The organism is Pantoea sp. App145, from assembly GCF_047947045.1.
GTDB lineage: Bacteria > Pseudomonadota > Gammaproteobacteria > Enterobacterales > Enterobacteriaceae > Pantoea.
Genome location: NZ_CP133290.1, coordinates 147,209 through 163,984, shown reverse-complemented (window position 1 = coordinate 163,984; position 16,776 = coordinate 147,209). Strand labels below are relative to the sequence as shown.

General features: G+C 52.5%; 15 protein-coding genes. All 15 read right to left on the bottom strand.

Annotated elements, in window-relative coordinates:
* Positions 1-227: 227 nt before the first annotated feature.
* Entirely contained in the window at positions 228-653 is a 426-nt protein-coding gene (locus RCF31_RS00710) for a hypothetical protein (RefSeq protein ID WP_416412159.1), read from the bottom strand.
* Between the two features lie 27 nt (positions 654-680).
* Entirely contained in the window at positions 681-1,094 is a 414-nt protein-coding gene (locus RCF31_RS00705; RefSeq protein ID WP_299449424.1) for a hypothetical protein, read from the bottom strand.
* The gene (locus RCF31_RS00700) at positions 1,091-2,083 is read right to left on the bottom strand and encodes a hypothetical protein (protein ID WP_416412158.1); all 993 of its coding nucleotides are present in this window, start codon (positions 2,081-2,083) and stop codon (positions 1,091-1,093) included. Before RCF31_RS00700 ends, RCF31_RS00705 begins: the two co-directional genes overlap by 4 nt.
* A gap of 80 nt (positions 2,084-2,163) precedes the next feature.
* Positions 2,164-2,646 carry an Hcp family type VI secretion system effector gene (locus RCF31_RS00695; RefSeq protein WP_084875884.1) on the bottom strand — a complete coding sequence of 161 codons (483 nt, stop codon included), beginning with the start codon at positions 2,644-2,646 and terminating at the stop codon, positions 2,164-2,166.
* Positions 2,647-2,868: 222 nt separating this feature from the next.
* Entirely contained in the window at positions 2,869-4,368 is a 1,500-nt protein-coding gene (gene tssC, locus RCF31_RS00690) for a type VI secretion system contractile sheath large subunit (RefSeq protein WP_416412156.1), read from the bottom strand.
* Positions 4,369-4,370: 2 nt separating this feature from the next.
* Positions 4,371-4,898 (bottom strand): type VI secretion system contractile sheath small subunit, encoded by a 528-nt coding sequence (tssB, locus tag RCF31_RS00685; RefSeq protein ID WP_416412155.1) that lies wholly within the window; start codon positions 4,896-4,898, stop codon positions 4,371-4,373.
* 69 nt (positions 4,899-4,967) lie between these two features.
* Positions 4,968-5,990, bottom strand: coding sequence for a type VI secretion system protein TssA (gene tssA, locus RCF31_RS00680; protein ID WP_416412154.1), 1,023 nt, complete (start codon positions 5,988-5,990; stop codon positions 4,968-4,970).
* 11 nt (positions 5,991-6,001) lie between these two features.
* Positions 6,002-6,715 (bottom strand): type VI secretion system-associated protein TagF, encoded by a 714-nt coding sequence (gene tagF, locus RCF31_RS00675; protein ID WP_416412152.1) that lies wholly within the window; start codon positions 6,713-6,715, stop codon positions 6,002-6,004.
* Positions 6,716-6,729: 14 nt separating this feature from the next.
* Positions 6,730-10,356, bottom strand: a complete 3,627-nt coding sequence (gene tssM, locus RCF31_RS00670) for a type VI secretion system membrane subunit TssM (RefSeq protein WP_416412150.1) — start codon at positions 10,354-10,356, stop codon at positions 6,730-6,732.
* A 3-nt stretch (positions 10,357-10,359) separates the two neighbouring features.
* Positions 10,360-11,601, bottom strand: a complete 1,242-nt coding sequence (locus RCF31_RS00665) for a DotU family type VI secretion system protein (protein ID WP_416412149.1) — start codon at positions 11,599-11,601, stop codon at positions 10,360-10,362.
* A 16-nt stretch (positions 11,602-11,617) separates the two neighbouring features.
* Positions 11,618-12,958 (bottom strand): type VI secretion system baseplate subunit TssK, encoded by a 1,341-nt coding sequence (gene tssK, locus RCF31_RS00660; protein ID WP_416412148.1) that lies wholly within the window; start codon positions 12,956-12,958, stop codon positions 11,618-11,620.
* 9 nt (positions 12,959-12,967) lie between these two features.
* The gene (tssJ, locus tag RCF31_RS00655; protein WP_084875898.1) at positions 12,968-13,471 is read right to left on the bottom strand and encodes a type VI secretion system lipoprotein TssJ; all 504 of its coding nucleotides are present in this window, start codon (positions 13,469-13,471) and stop codon (positions 12,968-12,970) included.
* Positions 13,472-13,497: 26 nt separating this feature from the next.
* On the bottom strand, positions 13,498-14,088 hold the full coding sequence (locus RCF31_RS00650) for an SH3 domain-containing protein (protein ID WP_416412146.1): 591 nt from the start codon (positions 14,086-14,088) through the stop codon (positions 13,498-13,500).
* 939 nt (positions 14,089-15,027) lie between these two features.
* Positions 15,028-15,684 carry a methionine ABC transporter permease gene (locus tag RCF31_RS00645; protein WP_299449392.1) on the bottom strand — a complete coding sequence of 219 codons (657 nt, stop codon included), beginning with the start codon at positions 15,682-15,684 and terminating at the stop codon, positions 15,028-15,030.
* The gene (locus RCF31_RS00640) at positions 15,665-16,765 is read right to left on the bottom strand and encodes a methionine ABC transporter ATP-binding protein (protein ID WP_416412144.1); all 1,101 of its coding nucleotides are present in this window, start codon (positions 16,763-16,765) and stop codon (positions 15,665-15,667) included. Before RCF31_RS00640 ends, RCF31_RS00645 begins: the two co-directional genes overlap by 20 nt.
* Between the last annotated feature and the right edge of the window lie 11 nt (positions 16,766-16,776).

Below are 16,776 nucleotides of genomic sequence, written 5' to 3'. Positions count from 1 at the left end.
CCAATTTCTGATAATTAGCATAGAAACCCATATGACTAGAGACTTTGGTGGTAAGATCTAACTGCAGCCCTGCTTGTTCATACTCATCTAAAAAATCATCATATTTGTTTTTGTTTCTTTTAAAAACAAAGTTCGCATATATATGCAAAAATCCAATCAAAAAGAACAAAAATACGCTTCCGTACATAAAAAAATCACACATATTAACCTGACTCATCCTTGATAATTCAAAAATACAAAAATCTCCAGATCAAAGCGACTACAACGAACAACCCAGCCATACCGAAAGCAAACATATTTACTCGATGAAGTTTAATAATCCAGCCAATTTTATCCTTTGGGAGCTCCTGAACAAACTGATATGTTTCCGCACTCACCACCTCATTTTTCTTGTAATACCACGCCTTCCCATAGTAGAGGCGGGTAAAATACATGATTTTAAGCTCATTCAAGAAACTTCCAAAATGAGTGGAGATGCTGGTTATTATATCCAATTGCAAGCCTTTACTACCAAAATCCTTTAATAGAGAATCATAGATTCTGGCATTAATTTTGAACAGGAAGACTCCATACATATGAATACTGAAAGTAAGAAGTAATAAAAAAACTTGTAAGAAAAGCAGGAAATCATAAAAGGCATCGTATTTATCCACGATAGTACCTACCACACCACCATTGAGCTACTTCAGAAAAGAATTGGATATAAAACTTAATGCAACAGCAAGAAACAGCACCGTAAAACTGGCAACATTTAACTTATGCAAACTCAATATCCAGGAAATTCTGCTCAGCGGCTGATTTTTAACAAACAAGTTCGCTTCTTCACTCACGGATTTATTTCTATCCAGATAAATTTTCTTTCCGTGATAAACATCAACAAAATAAGCTATTTTATGCGCATTAAATATTGGACCAAGAAAAGATGCAAAATTCGTGATGATATCCAACTGAATACCGTGCTGTCTGAAGTCACTCAATAAAGACTCGTACTTACTTTGATTTTTTTTGAAAACAAAATAAGCGACTAACTGTGAAGAGAATGCGATAAAATATAACACCAGAGATAAATATAGGAAATAATCAGCCAATGTCATAATAACTTATCCATTAAAGAACCCACACTCACTTCTGCACCTTTTGCTGCAATTATTCCACCAGCAGCAGAGCTGACTATAGTACACGTTAGCAATCCGACAGGTCCAGTAACTGCTCCAACCGCAAGACATGCCCCTCTCAGGGCAAGGGCCGCACCGATGCCACCATAAATGCCTGCCGCAGTGCTGGCAGCAAACTGGGTGTATTTACTTACCGCAACCTGAGCACATTCATCCCTGCGGTCTACGGTGCAGGCATCATAAACATCATTTGTCGTATTCAACGCACTAAATCCAATCGATACCCAGCCACCCATTTTCATAAACTTTGCGGCCTTCGCGGCACCATCAACGTAGGTGGAGTAACCACGAATTGCACCAACCCCTGCACTCTCCCAGTCGTGTACGATCGATGAACTTGACAGGTTTAAAGCGTGTTTTAACTTCTGATAAGGCTGTAATTTCAGTACCAGACGGGAAAATTTATTTAACAGCACATCCAGTTCGCCAAACAAACGACGACGCTCAACAAAGAACTGCTCGCCGATAAGCGTACCCGCAGTCAGGTATTGGTTGCGGTAAGCGACCTCAATGGCGGTCAGTTTTTTACCAATCTCCGCGAAATATTTCTCTCCGGCATCACCGATAACACCCGATGATTTGTCCATAAAGTTGGTGATTGCTGCAATCGAAGCGTAATGCTGATGAAAAAAGCTGGCTTCATCTGCAGAGAGATGATCCAGGCTGTTATTGGTCGCAGTTTTTGCTGCTCTCAACGCATTCATGGCTGCCGGGCTGTTATGACCGTAGGGATCAGCCACTATCAGTATCTGCCCTGGTTTCGCCCAGGCGACATCCGCATTTAATTGCAAAAAGTAATTGGCCGCCGCAATATTGCGGTTTCCGAACAGAAACATCGCCTGCTCTGTCAGTCTGCCGGGACGTTGCACCACACAAAAACCCGGTTCAACCATGCTATTTCCGCTCATCACAATATCCTTTTGCTATTAAATGCAGTTATTTTTTAATATCACATAAAGCGGCCCCGTAAGGCCGCCTTATAAAACAATTACGACTCTTTGTTTTCTTTAATATTCCAGCCAGCGCTGCTCTCAGCACCTTTACCACCAGAAGAACTTTGCTCCCAGTATTGCTGTTTCACTTTCGCTGCCTGGAAACCGTAGGTCACAGCCAGAGTGTCGCCATTGGCAGCACCTGTGTAATCCAGACGAGAAACCAGCACGTCTTCCAGCGTGATACGCGCATATTCAACCTGAGAACCACCGGCTTTGCACACGGACAGTTCCACTTTAGTCACGTGTTTACCGTTCGCACAGTACTTCAGAATAGCGGAGGTGGATTTGTCGATCAGGGCATTCACGCTCAGATCATTAAAGTTCACTTTACCGGCACCGCCGCCGCCACCTACTGCCATATTGCCAGGCTGAGTCGCCCCCCAGCTAAAGGAGGTAATATCCGTCCAGCCGGTGTGATTAGAGTCCTTTGACTCACCCGTCACACCATCAACTTTTAAAAACATATCTATAGCCATAATTCTCTTCTCTTGTTTGATTTACGCTTTGCTTTTAACAAGCATCGTTATGGCAAACAGGAAAGCATGGGGCTGAATAAAACAGTCCATATTTTACCTCTGCCTCGTGTTCTGAATAGCGCTACATGTGTTATTCAGAGGGGATTCTTATTACGAATTAACGCAATAAGAAAAGGGTGCAGAGAACCTGAAAATTCAGATTCTCTGAATCATTCGCAACGATTAATTATCTTTCGATTTCAGCGACGGCAGTTTTGATACCAGTCGCAGTGATACCGTCAGACCTTCAAGCTGATAATGCGGACGCAGGAAGAATTTCGCCGCGTAATAACCCGGATTATCTTCCTGTTCTTCAACATTGACTTCGGCTGCCGCCAGCGGCTTGCGTGATTTGGTTTCCTGAGATGAGTTAGCCGGATCACCGTCTACGTAGTTCATCACCCAGTCGTTCAGCCAGCGCTCCATCTCATCGCGCTCACGGAAAGAACCAATTTTGTCGCGCACGATGCATTTCAGATAATGAGCAAAGCGGCAGCAGGCAAACAGATACGGCAGTCGAGCCGCCAGACGTGCATTGGCAGTCGCGTCAGGATCGTGATATTCAGCCGGTTTCTGTAACGACTGCGCACCAATAAAGGCAGCAAAATCGGAGTTTTTACGATGCACCAGCGGCATAAACCCATTTTTCGCCAGCTCGGCTTCACGGCGATCGCTGATGGCAATTTCGGTTGGACATTTCATATCCACGCCGCCATCGTCGCTCGGGAAGGTATGACAAGGCAGATTTTCTACCGCCCCGCCCGATTCCACGCCGCGAATGGAGGTACACCAGCCGTACTCTTTAAACGAACGGTTAATGTTCGCCGCCATCGCATAAGCGGCGTTGCTCCAGGCGTAATTGTTATGATCGGAACCGTCAGTCTTTTCTTCGAAATCAAAGCTATCGACCGGATTGGTGCGGATACCATACGGCAGACGCGCCAGGAAACGTGGCATCACCAGGCCGAGGTAACGTGAATCTTCCGATTCACGCAGGCTGCGCCAGGCCGCGTATTCCGTGTTCTGGAAGATCTTGGTCAGATCGCGTGGATTGGCCAATTCCTGCCAGGACTCCATCTGCATCACTTCCGGTGCTGCACCGGTAATAAATGGACAGTGCGCGGCAGCGCCAATACGCGCCATTTCACCCAGTAGCTCCACATCCTGCGGGCCGTGGTCAAAGTAGTAATCGCCCACCAGGCAACCAAAGGGTTCGCCACCAAACTGACCATATTCCTGCTCATAGACTTTCTTGAACAATGGGCTACGATCCCAGCCAACACCTTTGTAACGCTTCAGCGTGCGTCCCAATTCCTGCTTGGAGATGCTCATAAAACGGATTTTCAGCATCTCATCCGTTTCGGTGTTATTCACCAGATAACTCAAGCCACGCCAGGCGCTTTCCAGTTTCTGAAACTCATCGTGATGAATAATCTGGTTAATCTGCTGCGATAATTTCTCGTCAATTTCCGCGATCAGTGACTGGATGGTGCGATAGGAATCGTTCGAGATAGTCACGGTATTTTCCAGCGCCTGATGCGCCAGAGTTTTTACCGCGCTTTCTACCGCTTCTCGTGCCTGATCGTTCTTCGGGCGGAACTCTTTACTGAGTAACGCACTAAACTCATCCTGGCTGAAGCTGGTGCCACCCTGTAGTTGCTGCTGTTCGGTGCTCTGGCTCATGATTACTCCTCCTTCCCTTCTGCCGCGTCAGCCTGTTTTGGCAGATGCGTCAGCGCCTGCAACAGCGTGGGATCATGCAAAATCTTGCCAATCAGCTCTTCCGCACCATTTTTGCCATCCATATAGGTCAGCAGGTTGGCGAGTTGAGTGCGCGCTTCCAGCAGTTTGTTGAGCGGCTCAACATGACGGGCAATCGCATCGGGCGAGAAATCATCCATGCTTTCGAAAGTCAGTTCGATATTGAGTTTGCCTTCGCCGTTCAGAGTGTTGTCCACCTGGAACGCCGCACGAGGCTTCATCGCTTTCATGCGCTCGTCAAAATTATCAATATCGATCTCAAGGAATTTACGATCATCAACGGCTGCCTGCGGTTCCAGCGGCTTGCCTGCGAGGTCTGCCAGCACGCCCATGACGAACGGCAGCTGGATTTTGCGCTCCGCGCCATAGATCTCCACGTCATATTCGATCTGAACGCGAGGCGCGCGGTTGCGGGCGATAAATTTCTGCCCACTGGATTTCATTGTGGCCATGGTTTTCTCCATAAATGATGCGCGGGTAAAGGCGCAGGTCTCACTGCGTGATGAAGAGGTAAACGCGCGTTAGTTACGGCGTCCGAAAATATTTTCCAGCTGGTGAACCCCGTCCGGGGCCAGATCACGGATGATGTCCATAAAGTCGAGCTCGATCAGCCGTTGCACACGATCAATCATCAGCGGTGCCGGATGGCTGGGTTCGTGCTGGCTGAAGTATTGCTTTACCTTTTCCAGCATCAGTTGCGCATCGGCGCGGGTGCTGAGTTGCGCGCTACGCCAGTCAGGTGCATTGCGTGTGGCCCCAGGGACTGCGGCAGGGGAAGATTCATCGGCGGCCTGCTCACTGGCAGTGTCAGGTTGCATCGTTCCCGGATCACCGGGCTGAGCCAGCCCCGCTAACAGCGCAAAACTTTTCTGCAACTGCGCCATATCTGGTGCTGCGGTTTCATCCAGACGTTCCACCAGGATTTCGCGGATAGCTTGCAGACGCACATGAATACTCAGCACGGCTTCAGCCGCAGGTTGCCCTGGCTGTGCCAGTTCATCCCGCAAGCGCGCCATGCCGCCGGGGTAATCAGCAATTTCCGCTTTGCTGCCGTCGCACAGGGCGGCGGCATCGCGCAGGATGATGCCATCGGAAGCATGGCGTAAAAGCCAGGCCTGACGTACCGCCGCGGTCAGAGAAGATTGATCCCCCAGCAGCGCCAACGCGTTAATACGGTAGAAAGGATCCTGCTCGCCATCCTCTTCCAGACGGGGCCAGAGCGGTTCCCAATACAACAGCAGGGCCTGTTCAATCAGTGTCAGCCCCCGGGCATACCCCAGCAGACCCTGGAGATTGGCCCACGCCTGCGTCAGTGCCAGCATCACGCGCAAGTCTTTGCTGCGACTAAGCAACTCAGTCGCCAGTTTTTCTACCCGGTTCCAGTCAGCCGGTTCCGCCGGGATGATGGTGTCACCAAATTGCTGTTCCGCCTTACCGGCACTGGCCTGCTCCATCGCCTGATAATCTGCGTGGTATTCCAGGTTTTCACCGCAGGGATGGTCATTGCTGACCGGTGCCAGCAGCTCCTGAATATTGATCGTCATGCGGGTACACCTCAGGATTCAAACATAGGGGGATAAAGTCCGTTTCGTCCTGGCTTCGCGCCGCCAGCGGGATCAAACAGTAGCGAAAACAGCTGTGCAGTGAAGTTGCCACTATGCACATGGGTGTACAGCGGGAATCCGTCGCTCTGATTTGTCCACCAGAAACTGGTGTAAAACTGTGGGTCAAAGCTGTCGGCAGGCAGTTGCCAGCTCAGGGTCGAGACACTTCCCCCCTCCCCGATAATCGCCAGAATGTCCGAGGGCTCGCCACTCGCCTGCTGCTGTGGCTGCGGAATGCTGAGCAGCGCCTGATCCAGTTGCTCCACTGTGCTGCCATCCCTCACCACCCGCAACAAGGTGTTGCCGACCTGCTGATACCAGTCACCGGAATGGGCCAGCAAAGCAGGTGACCATTCCGCAGGGCTGAAGTGGCGCAAGGCGCACAGCGGGTAGTGACGGCCCACGCTGTCGCGCGAGGCGGTCAGGCTGCCCATCTGGATGAGCTGGCTCCCCAGCATCGGGGGTACCACAAAATTCCAGACCGGTGCGCTCAGAAAGTCACGCGAAGGGGCGCTCTCCCCTTCAGTGCTGGTTTGCCAGTGGTGCAAACCCACCTGAAACCAGTTTGACCATTGCCGCAGCAAGGTGTCGGGAAAGCGTCGCTTCACAAAATCACCCGCATTGGGCAGTTTGCCGTACCAGCCGGGTGCTGCGTATTGCGTCATTGTCAGGCTCCAATTCAGGGGCAGCTAAAAGCGGGAAGCTGGAACGGGTTACGAATACTGCCGGGCGTGAACGACAGCGTGACCTGATGGCCCTCAACATTAAAGCTGGCTTCGCGCGTCAGACCACCTGCGTCCGTCAGTCGGGCGCGGTCAAAAAAGCGGTTAAGTGCCCAGGGGCCGCTGGTCACCAGCGTTGATGTCGTACCGTTGGTTAAACCGAGCTGCATACGCACCTGGCTGGTCCCACCGGTTCCTGGCCAGCTCACCATTTGCACCGCCTGCGGACCGTGGCTGTAACGCAGAATCTGCCCGTCCACATCGAGCGTCAGGTTGAGGATGTCGTTATCCATTTTCACCGTGCGCAGCGTGACGCGGAATGACGGCGTGGTGGCGCCGTTGGTGAAGAAGGCATCGCGGATTGACTGGGCCTGTTGGAACGGGCGTAAAAGCGCTTCACCACCAGGCAGGGTTTTGCCATCAATGCCCGGGGTAAACCGCCAGGCCGCATGAGTGGTATCCACTTTGTTCGCCAGATTGTCACGGAAGAAGCTATCCATCAGGCCACTGCCAGGCGCAAACATTCTCGCTAAATCATCCGGTGTCACTTCATTACGGCCATTACGTACCAGCGGGTACCGTCCGGCAATGGCCTGCTGACAGAAGCTGCCTACCTCCATGCGGATACGCTTACGCACATTTTCCATGTCACGCTGCTGTGCATCACTGCTGGCCCCGACAGCCATACTTGAAACCATATTTTGCAGCGAACCCGGTAAGCGTCCGGCACTGGCCTGCACACGACTGATCGCATCACCTGAAGGCGGCGGCATGCCGCTGTTAGCCGCATCCTGTACTGCGGTGAGATAACGATAAAGATCGTCAATCTGGCGCAGAAAATCGTCCACTGCCAGCACCTTGCTGCCCTGCTGCAACGGCTGCGCCAGTTCGATAATGGCCGCAAAGTGCGCGCCAACCACCTGCTCCGGCGCCGGGCTGCCCTGGCTTTGTGCCGCATTGGCTTTCGGCGTACTAAACAACGCCTGGAGGGTACGTGTTGCGCTGTTATCTGAGGAAGACGGCTGCTTTTGCGCCGTTTTGTCATCCGTCGGCGCGCGTGTAAGCGTCAATATTTTGCTGAGATTCACCACCAGCTGGCGCAGCGGTGAATGGTTGCCGGAAAGCAGACGCGCGGTGTTAATGCGTTGCGCGAGATCAGCGCTGCTATTGAGCTGGATATCGCTAAGGAATTGCTCCCACTGGCGGATGTAATCCTGCATATACAGCTGACGCACCGCCAGATCGGTCTGCTGGCTGTTTTCCTGTTGGCTGGTGCCGCCCAGTACCCACACATCATCCTGGAACAGCGCCTGGGTTACCGGCGCTATTTGTTTATCCACGTGCTGCCAGTATCCCTCCGGCGTATACAGGCCGGACACACCATCATTCACTGATTTGCCACTTTTACGGGAAAAGACCAGTTCACTTTGCGGACCGCCCAGCGCTGCCAGCGTCACCGCGGGTAAGGTGCCATCACGTTGCAGCAGACGCTTCAGGCGTCCGTAAACGCGCTGGGATAGCGGCATCTGATTAATCAGCGCCTGCTCGCGCTTTACCAGCGCATCATCCTTCGCATAGGGCGAGGATTGAATTTGCGTTTCCAGCAGTTGTTGCAGATGCCATGCCAGCTGTTTCACTTCCTGCTGCGTCACGTTCTGCGGCAGTTCACGCGAGATGTTCAGCATCAGCCACGCCTGTAGGAACTTGCCGTCGTAGTGCTTCGGCTGATACAGCATCTGATACGCCTTCAGCGCTTCGTAGCTGTAGTCAGCATCGCTGCCGTTGTCATTACGTAACCAGCGAGTGATATGCTGCGCCACCTGTGGCATCAGCAGTTGCTTCAGAGCCTTGTTGTACAGCGCCTGGGTGGCGTCACTGACTTCAGTACCCCGGTACAACCACATGCGGCGTGTCAGCGGCGGATCCTGCAACGAAAAGTCATTGCTTTCTGGCAGGTGCAGAATGGTATTGAGATAAGGCACCAGCGCAAACAGATCGCCCGTTCCTTCCCGTTGCAGCAGCGCCCCGAGTTTTTCCACTTCAGGCGTTTTTGCCGCCATTTCCTGCAGGTAAGCCTTATTTTTACTGTAGCTGGTCAGCCACAGCGCACCGGCGATCAACACGATGACCAGTAATGCCAGATAGCCAGACCACAGACCGGCACGGTTGCGCAGTTCCCACCAGCGATTGCTGGCCGCCAATCCTGACTCCTGGAACACCACGTCTTCGAGCATGTCTTTGAGAAAGAAGCTTTGTCCCTTCGGCGGCGGAATTGGTGCATCTTTTCCGACCTGGTCCCAATTGCCTGACTCGCCGTCCCGTTGTCCGGGCAGGTGCAACGCACGGGTCAGCTCCCCCATCACGCGGTCAAATGGCAAACCTTCCTGGGTGCCGCTGGCAAAATAAATGCCACGCGGCGCAAACTGGGTCTCGAAATCCGAACGGGCAAATAACGTATCCAGCGCTTCCGCCAGATGGGGACGCAAGGCGGCAAACTCCTGCGGGAACAGGTAACTTTCAGCACGTCCCTGCGCATCACTGACCAACGGCAGGGTATCCGCCAGGCCTGCATCAAGACGTTGCTGCAGCAGTGAGTATTCCTGCTGGAACTGGCTACTCAGTTCAAATTCAGCCGTTGAGGCCTGCGCCCAGGGAAAGGTGAAGCCCCAGATTTGTTCCCGCTGTGCTTTATCCAGCCCACCAAAGTAGCTGCGAAATCCCTTAAGCAAATCCGCCTTAGTGACCAGCACATACACCGGGAAACGAATACCGAGACGATCGTGCAATTCCATCAATCGCTGACGTAAAGCCAGCGACTGATTACGCAACGCTTCCGGCGTCTGACTCAACAGATCTGCCACGCTGAGGGTGACGATTACGCCATTGATCGGCTGACGACCACGGTACTTACACAGCAGCCCAAGAAAATGATGCCACTCGCTGGCATCGCGCTCCTGCTGGCTTTCCTGGGTGGTATAACGTCCGGCGGTATCCAACAGCACCGCTTCGTTGGTAAACCACCAGTCACAATTACGTGTCCCGCCAATGCCACGCAGCGCCGCCTTACCAAACTTATCCGCCAGCGGGAATTGCAGACCGGAGTTCACCAGCGCCGTGGTTTTCCCGGCACCCGGTGCGCCGATGATCATGTACCAGGGCAGCTGATAGAGATACTGACGGCTGAAACGCTGCGCCCAGAATGGCGTGCCTTTGCTGTTATGGCGCTGAAAATGCGCCTTTTTGAGCATGTCGGTCGCTTCGCTAAAACGGCTCGCCAGCACCTGTTCTTCGTTGGTCAGGCGTTTGCGATCCTGCTCTGGAACATCCGCCGGTGACGTTTCGAGACTCGACATCAGTTTACGGTTGAGCCACATATTGTAGATGCGGGGAATCGCCTGACTCAGGCCCCACACCAGATAGAGCAAAGCGATGCTGATAACACGATTCTGTTCCGGCTCCAGTGGCCGGGAGTCAACAATAGAGAATACCGGGCCAATGACCCAGATAATGAAAGAAAGTGCAGTGATCCCGACAAACCCCCAGGCAAGGCGGCTGGTCAGCACGGCAAAAAGCATATTCAGCATGGATTAGTTCCCTCTCGCCAGGCCGTTGAGTTCAGCTTGCGTCGCATCCGGTGCCACCAGCAGCGTAATTTCTACGCGGCGGTTACGGGAGCGATTTGCGGCGCTGGAGTTCGGCACCAGCGGATTGCTTTCGCCCCGCCCTTCGGCCTTCACCCGATTCGGCTGCGCCAGCTGCTGTTGCAGCAGGGTCTGGACTGACTGCGCACGCGCCAGGGAGAGTTCATAATTGGAGGCAAAGCGGGCGCTGCGGATCGGGACGTTATCGGTATATCCCACCACCAGAATCTTGCCGCTGACATTGTTCATGGCCGCCGCAATACGCTGAATAACCGCTTCATAGCGGCCACGTACCGTCGTTGCACCGGAGGTAAACAAACCATCACCTTTCAGCGTCACCACACTTTGATCGGCTTCATCACGTACCGCTACCAGACCCGCATCAATTTCCGGTTTGAGGAAGGTTTTCAGGTTAAGTGCCGCAGGGGGTGGCGGTGCCGGATTACGAATCTGGATTTCTGGCAGCGATGTCTGATAGATGTTGGCCAGCACCGGGGTGGTGTAGTCCCCCAGCCGCCAGTTCAGAATGATGTAAAACAGACAGGCCCCCAACGCCGCCACTGCCGCGCAGGCCCACAGAGGGATCATGGGACGCCACAGCTTGCGCAGCACCGGTTGATCGGTAGGATGCACCGACAGTGCAGACGCATAGCTGCCACGAACGCCTCTGATCATCTGCAACAGACGCTGTTTGATGGTTTCAAGTTGCGAGCGCCCGTTATCCAGCACCCGATAGCGCCCTTCAAAACCGAGCAGCAGGCAGAAATAAATTAACTCCAGCAACAAAATATGCTGACGTGGATTCTGTGAAAGTTTTGCCAGCAGCTGGAAAAACTTCTCACCGCCCCAGGTTTCGTTATGAAAGGTCACCAGCAGACCGTTGCTGGTCCAGACTCCCCGGCTGCCCCACGGCGTGAGCGCTGCGGCCTCATCCAGTGCGGTACACAGACAGTAACGCGCACCAATGATCACTTCATAGCTCAGACCCGATTGCTGACAACTCAGCTCGAAACGACGAATCTGATCAATCAATTGCTGACGCAGACGCGCAGGGTCGTCGTGAGATACAGAATGGCGGATTTGAGGGATGGCGTTAATCAGCGGATTCGCCGCTGCCACCAGGATATTCTGGTGGCTCAGGTCTGGCGTCGCGGCATCGCTATTCGATTTTGGTTGTGGCTGCATCATGCGTGCTCAGTTTTGATTATTCTGACTGACTGCGAATGGCCCAGAACTCCATATTCAGGCCCGGAAATTCACCGGCAAGGTGTAGTGCAAAGGCTCCTGAGCGCTCCATCTCCTTCCACAGCTCACTGTTTTTATCCAGTTCAAAGTAGCTGTAACCCGCATGCCACGGGATTTGCGGCGGTGCACCAGGCATGGCAATCAGCGCCAGACCGGGGAGTTGCAGCTGCACCAGATCGCGGATTTTGGTGACTGGTGCGACTTTCATCTGCGCCGGGAAATGGGTTTTTAAGGCATCGGCCGGGACGCTGGCTTTCACCGCCAGTACAAAACCAAACTCGCGCACCATACTGCTATCCGGCACGGTCGCGACATTGAGGCCATGTGAACGCTGCGTCAGAGGCAACTGGATCGCGCTCTCCTCCATTACCTGCGATAGCCCCTGGCGTAACAACAGTGCCAGGCGGGTAAAACACCCGCGCAAATCGTCATGGTCATAGCGGGGAAAAATATCCGGCGTGCGGGCCGGTAGCCAGGTGCAAAGCTCCGCCGCCAGTTGCAGCCAGTGGCAGTACAGCGATTCGGGGTGGAGCAACGGCAAATGTTGCAGATGGGCATGCAAACCGAGTTGGCGATTCAGAAGCGCCAGCAGCATGAAATCAACCATGTCGGCACTATTAAAACGGCCCGTGTTAGGTGCACGCTGGCTCAGTTGCTGGCTACGCTGCTGTATCAGCCCGTGCAGATCGTTCATCATGCTTTGTAAAGCATGACTACCGGTGAGGGTCAGCATCGGCGGGATGTAGTCACTGTCGAGGCGGATATGGTTATCGCTACGCTTTTCCACCACCCGAGCAACACCCATCGCGGTCCATTCGGCGGTAAGATCCTGCTCCAGCATCAGGCGCAGGCGTAATTTGCCAAACTGCACCGTTGCCGCACCAACAGCCAGCGCATTGTCATCTTCCACCTCGGTTTCCCAGGCAAGGTAGCGCGCCAGCGAGTCCTGTGAATCCTGAAAGGCCACCGCTTCACGCCCATTGCGTCGTGTCGGAATCGCCAGCACCACTTTGGCACGATCAACATTTTCTGGCAGGTCAAGTGGTGCCGGGCCCTGCTGTGGCTGACTGAAGGAAAAGAAGGTGCCATCTGGCAGACAACCACTGGCAGCACTCAACGCCAGTTTGCCCTGACGCAGCAAGGCTTCATCAAATTCAACGTCAAAAAAACCCCAGGTATAGACGCGCTGGGATTGCCCCCATTCGCGCAGCGTACTGTGCAGAAAGTTTTCCGACTGCTGGAAATGATGCGGGCGCAGGAACATACCTTCTGTCCACACCACCTTTTCGGCTCTGTTCATAATCATCCTTTACTGCTTAACCGGGCGCAGACCGTTGATATCAGCAACAATGCGGGCGTTAAGCTCACCATCATTACTTTTCCAGAATTGCCAGAAAGAACTGTTGTCACCATCCGGGAAGGGCAATGCCAGACGCCATACCTTGCCATCCAGCGTCTGATATTCAGCCATAACGCCAATAAAACGCGCTTCCGGCAGGCTCTTGCCGGTGAGAGTTTTGCTGAGTTGTCCTGATCGCAGGAAGAATTCCTGCGTATTAAGAAGTGAGTTGCCCAGGGCAGTGGCCGGCTGGTTTTGCAGGGAATAGAAATCCGCAGACATAAATGCCGCATCAGAGGTTAATAGCATCACCCGCACCTTGAGCGGCGCACCGGCATTGATTTGCGGGTGCGCCTGAAAGTTCAGGTTGTAACGCGCCACCGGGGTCTGGCTACTGCTGCAGGCAGTCAGCAGCAGGACCAGCAGCGGCCACAGCCACTGCCTCAGTCGGAATGTTGTTAGCGTCAATGCCATCTTCTGTCCCTCCATGTTCATCGTGTTTAGTTGATGATCCAGGTCCCGCTATTGCCGTTCTGACAGGCTTTGCTGTCACCATCGACCGACACGCAGGTTTTCTTCTTCGCACTGGTACGGGCACGGCGTTTAGGTTGGTCAGCCTTCAGGGTTTGATCATACAAATCGCTTTTCACCAGCGCGCGGAACGGCACATAGCCGGTTAGCTGAGCTGGCTGCGCCGTCGTCTGAGGTACTGAATCTGCGGCTTTCTTCGCATCGGCATCCGGCGCTACAGCCTGCTGAGGTTGTTCGCCTACAGCCAGCCAGTTGTTCTCTACCATGCCAAGCACGGTATAGCTTCCGCCGGTTTGTAACGTCGTGACGACTTTGCCGCCGAAGTCAGGGCGGGTCATAACCGACGCCGGATAGAGCGCACGATATTCTTCATTGATGGGGCTTAACTGCGCAGGGGGGGTAACGGCATGACGATGGATCAGGGTCACACCATCGACGGTGCTGGTGACCATAGTGTCATCAGTGATTTTCGGTGGCGCTTTACAACCTGCAACAGCAAAGACAAACAGCAGGCTTAACGCAATGCGGAGATTCACCATTTTCTTCATGTTTAGTTCCATTAATCTCTAAAAAATGGCCATTGGCCGGTTGTTGGCAAAACAAATCACTGTTTGCAGTTATTTATGCTGCAATACAGGACCATTTAAAAAAATTAACCACAAGATTCCTGTGGCAGAAATAAGCAAAAAGATGCTCACAACTGATCAGTTATAATTAAGTATTTAAGATGCAATAAAAGGAAACGAGAGACCAGGCGGGAGTTTCTGAGTGGCGGACAAATCATTCATCAAAATGATCAATATTTGCAACTCAAAGGAGGTTAATCAGCGATCACAAGATTTTCTTATGACATTCCCGGTCTGAAAATCACCCTGTTCAATGAGACTGGTTAAACAGTATTGAATCAGGGGGTAATAGCAATGACGAATTTTAACTGTTAATTACGCTAAAATAATCGATCTAAATCAATATGTTAAAAACATTCGCGCCAGCATGGCTACCGCACGAGCCAGGTAACACCCGCCCGTGAGCACAAAATCACAATCGAATTGTTAACAATTGCCAAAGGTTTACATAACCCTGACGAAATATCAACGCGATGTTATCCTGGAAATATACTTAAATAAACATTAACAAATAAAACTAATGCAAATTCAGCCAAATTTACCGGGTTTAAATAAGAATGCTCCCAAAAAATGATTAGAAACATAAGAAAATAATCACTTATGATGAGATTTCGTACATAGAAAATTCATAAAATTTCATACAAATAATGGATCTGATTCAGGGAAGAATGAGTGAAAACTGCAGTGACGGGCGACATGAAGGTTAAAAAACTTACAAAACCGTACAAATGAGACGTTTATCCCATCAGATAATGGATTTCACCTGATTATTGAAAATAAACGCCCATCTGAAATGTGAAGAGAAAGAAATGAATTCGAGTTTTTCCGATGCTTACCAGCCAGTTCCGGTGGGGTTGGACAGAAAACGGGCGCTTAACGCCGCTTGTCCACGCGCGCAACCAGACGATCGCCCAGCCACTGAATGCCACATACCAGGATAATCAGTACCGCGATCACCGCCAGCATGACATTGGTTTCGAAGCGTTGATAACCGTAGCGAATCGCCAGGTCCCCTAACCCACCGGCCCCAATGGCACCCGCCATCGCCGACGCGCCCACCAGCGCCACCAGGGTGACAACAAACCCCGCCAGGATACCCGGAAGAGCTTCGGGTACCAGAACCTCCCAGACGATGCGTAATCTGCTGGCTCCCATCGCGCGTACTGCATCGATCAGGCCACGATCCACCTCACGCAATGACACCTCCGCCACCCGGGCAAAATACGGTGTCGCGGTGATTGAAAGCGGAACAATTGCGGCCCAGGTTCCAAGCGAGGTGCCAACCAGAAAACGGGTAAAAGGAATCAACGCCACCAGCAGAATAATAAACGGCAGCGAACGAAAGCCATTAATGATCACCCCAAGTACCCGATTGATGAATCGATGTTCGGCAATTCCACCCGGACTGGTGACCACCAGAATTAAGCCTAAGGGTAAGCCTGCTACCAAAGAGAACAATCCAGAAACCAGCGTCATTAGTAACGTTTCGCCAATGGCGTTAAGCAATAAATCAATCATGACTGGCGACATAACCTATTAACTCCACTTGCGCCTGCTGCTGTTGCAGCCAGCTGATTAACGGTTGCTGCTGCGCGTATGGCAGTGCAATAAAGAAACGGACGACCGCGTAGTGCTGAATATGATCCACCCCGCCCTGTAACAGACGAAATGCGCCAGGCCATTGACTGGCGAGCCGCGTCAGCAGGTCCCCCTGAGCATCATCACCGGCAAAATTGACGCGAAAAATCGCTTCTCCGTCAGGTTGCGGCTGGATACGTGCCGCCAGACTTTCCGGCAGCTGCGGCAGCAAACCACGTAATAATGTTTGTGTTAATGAGGTTTGTGGATGGGCAAATACCTGCCACACCGGGCCACTTTCAATAATTTCGCCGCCGTCGATCACCGCCACCCGATGAGCAACCGTTTTGATTACCTCCATCTCGTGGGTGATCAGCAGGATAGTGATGCCGAGCTGCTGATTAAGTGATTTCAGCAGCGCGAGAATCGAGCGTGTGGTTTCAGGGTCGAGTGCCGATGTGGCTTCATCACACAGCAGCAGTGCTGGTTCTGCCGCCAGTGCACGAGCAATCCCCACGCGTTGCTTCTGCCCCCCTGACAGGGCTGCCGGGTAGTGATCCGCTTTGTCAGCCAATCCCACGAGTTGTAATAATTCATCAACACGTTGCTGCCGCTGTGCGTTGGCCACCCCGGCGATTTTTAGCGGCAGCGCCACGTTCTGTGCCACCGTTTTTGCTGACAATAAATTGAAGTGCTGGAACACCATCCCTACCCGGCTACGCACCGCCTGTAAGGCTTTCTCTGATAAATCACTGATAGCGCGCCCTTCAATCTCAATCACACCTTCATCAGGTTGTTCCAGGCCGTTCAGACAGCGAATCAGCGTGGATTTCCCGGCACCACTGCGGCCAATGATGCCGAGGATTTCTCCCTGGTTTACCGTGAGTGAAACCTTGCGTAGCGCATGTGTGGCACCAAACCGGCGTGAAATATCGCGTACGCTTACTACCACGGGTGAGGGGTGCAAGCGATCCTGCGTATCGCTGACCGCACGGCGCGATATTGAAATGTCATGGGGAAAGAGTAGTGTCATGGGTCATCCTG

Bases quoted from the DNA above. Each gene is read 5' to 3' on its own strand.
- RCF31_RS00700 (WP_416412158.1), bottom strand. From the start codon at position 2,083: ATGAGCGGAAATAGCATGGTTGAACCGGGTTTTTGTGTGGTGCAACGT.
- tssC (WP_416412156.1), bottom strand. From the start codon at position 4,368: ATGAGCCAGAGCACCGAACAGCAGCAACTACAGGGTGGCACCAGCTTC.
- RCF31_RS00665 (WP_416412149.1), bottom strand. From the start codon at position 11,601: ATGATGCAGCCACAACCAAAATCGAATAGCGATGCCGCGACGCCAGAC.
- RCF31_RS00705 (WP_299449424.1), bottom strand. From the start codon at position 1,094: ATGACATTGGCTGATTATTTCCTATATTTATCTCTGGTGTTATATTTT.
- RCF31_RS00650 (WP_416412146.1), bottom strand. From the start codon at position 14,088: ATGGAACTAAACATGAAGAAAATGGTGAATCTCCGCATTGCGTTAAGC.
- tssA (WP_416412154.1), bottom strand. From the start codon at position 5,990: ATGACGATCAATATTCAGGAGCTGCTGGCACCGGTCAGCAATGACCAT.
- tssK (WP_416412148.1), bottom strand. From the start codon at position 12,958: ATGAACAGAGCCGAAAAGGTGGTGTGGACAGAAGGTATGTTCCTGCGC.
- tssM (WP_416412150.1), bottom strand. From the start codon at position 10,356: ATGCTGAATATGCTTTTTGCCGTGCTGACCAGCCGCCTTGCCTGGGGG.
- RCF31_RS00640 (WP_416412144.1), bottom strand. From the start codon at position 16,765: ATGACACTACTCTTTCCCCATGACATTTCAATATCGCGCCGTGCGGTC.
- tagF (WP_416412152.1), bottom strand. From the start codon at position 6,715: ATGACGCAATACGCAGCACCCGGCTGGTACGGCAAACTGCCCAATGCG.
- RCF31_RS00645 (WP_299449392.1), bottom strand. From the start codon at position 15,684: ATGTCGCCAGTCATGATTGATTTATTGCTTAACGCCATTGGCGAAACG.
- tssB (WP_416412155.1), bottom strand. From the start codon at position 4,898: ATGGCCACAATGAAATCCAGTGGGCAGAAATTTATCGCCCGCAACCGC.
- tssJ (WP_084875898.1), bottom strand. From the start codon at position 13,471: ATGGCATTGACGCTAACAACATTCCGACTGAGGCAGTGGCTGTGGCCG.
- RCF31_RS00695 (WP_084875884.1), bottom strand. From the start codon at position 2,646: ATGGCTATAGATATGTTTTTAAAAGTTGATGGTGTGACGGGTGAGTCA.